1 protein-coding gene is annotated in these 1,478 nt (G+C 71.0%); it reads left to right on the top strand.

Annotation, left to right across the window (positions count from 1 at the left end; translation table 11 throughout):
• Positions 1 to 1,478 (top strand): acyltransferase domain-containing protein (locus tag ACTOQ1_RS42780; protein WP_440074323.1); only part of this gene is annotated, 1,478 nt, incomplete at both ends.

The raw sequence follows: 1,478 nt of genomic DNA, 5'->3' as shown, positions 1-1,478 counted from the left end.
CGGGCGGCGGTGTCGTCCTTCGGGATCAGCGGCACGAACGCGCACGTGATCATCGAGCAGGGTCCGGCGGTGGAGCCTGAGCCCTCCGGCGCCGAGCTGCCGGTGACGCCATGGCTGCTGTCGGCCAAGACCCCCGAGGCGCTGCGGGCTCAGGCCGGGCAGCTCGCGTCGTGGGTGGAGGAGCGGCCGGAGCTCGACGTGGCTGACATCGGCTGGACGCTGGCGAGTGGTAGAGCGCTGCTGGAGCAGCGCGCGGTGGTGATGGGCGCCGACCGGGATGAGCTGGTGGCGGGCCTGCGTGCCCTGGCCGAGGGTACGACGACGCCGGATGCGGCCCGTGGTGGCGGGCTGGCGATGTTGTTCGCCGGTCAGGGCAGCCAGCGGGTGGGGATGGGCCGTGAACTTGCGGCGGCGTTCCCGGTGTTCGCCGAAGCTTTGGACGAGGTCTGTGCGTTGTTGCCGGGGTCGGTGCGTGAGGCGATGTTCTCCGGTCCGGACGAGGTGCTGGGTGAGACGGGGACGACCCAGCCGGCGCTGTTCGCCTTCGAGGTGGCTCTGTATCGGCTGCTCACCTCGCTGGGGGTGACCCCGGATGTTCTGGTGGGTCACTCGGTGGGTGAGATCGCCGCCGCGCATGTGGCGGGCGTGCTCTCACTGCCCGACGCGTGCGCCCTGGTCTCCGCCCGTGCCCGGTTGATGCAGGGGCTGCCGGAGGGTGGGGCGATGCTGGCCGTCGCCGCTCCCGAGGCGGACGTGCTTCCGCTGCTGGAGGGCCGCCGGGACGTGAGCATCGCCGCGGTCAACGGCCCGGAAGCCGTGGTCATCTCCGGCAGTGAGGTCGCGGTGGAGGAGGTCGCGGGCTTGGTGAGTACGCGGACGCGCAGGCTGCGCGTGTCGCACGCGTTCCACTCGCCGTTGATGGAGCCGATGCTGGCGGAGTTCGAGCAGGTCGTCTCCGGGTTGGCTTTCAGTGAGCCGAGTATCCCGGTCGTCTCCAATGTGACGGGCCGGCCCGCTGAGCCGGGGCTGTTGACCGACCCGGCGTACTGGGTGCGGCATGTGCGGGAGGCGGTGCGCTTCGCCGATGGGGTGGCCGCCTGCCAGGCGGGTGTGTTCGTGGAGGTCGGGCCGGACACCACCCTGACCGCGCTGGCTCAGCAGAGCGTGCAGGACGGGGTGTTCGTCGCGACCGCGCGCAAGGACCGGGACGAGGTGCGGACGCTGATCGAGGCGCTCGACCGGCTGCACACCCACGGTGTCTCGCTCGATTGGGACGCTCTCTTCGCTCCGGCGCGGCCACACCGCGTGGACCTGCCGACGTACGCCTTCCAGCGTGAGCGCTTCTGGGTCCCCACACAGATCGAGACCGGCGACATGGCCGGTGTGGGGCTCGTCGCCATCGATCATCCGTTGTTGAGTGCGGTGACGGAGGTCGCCGGGGGTGGGTCGGTGGTCTTCAGTGGCCGTCTGTCCACCGC

The organism is Streptosporangium sp. OZ121, from assembly GCF_051918885.1.
Lineage (GTDB): Bacteria > Actinomycetota > Actinomycetes > Streptosporangiales > Streptosporangiaceae > Streptosporangium.
The sequence above is the reverse complement of the archived record's forward strand: the minus strand, read 5'-3'. Positions and strand labels throughout refer to the sequence as shown.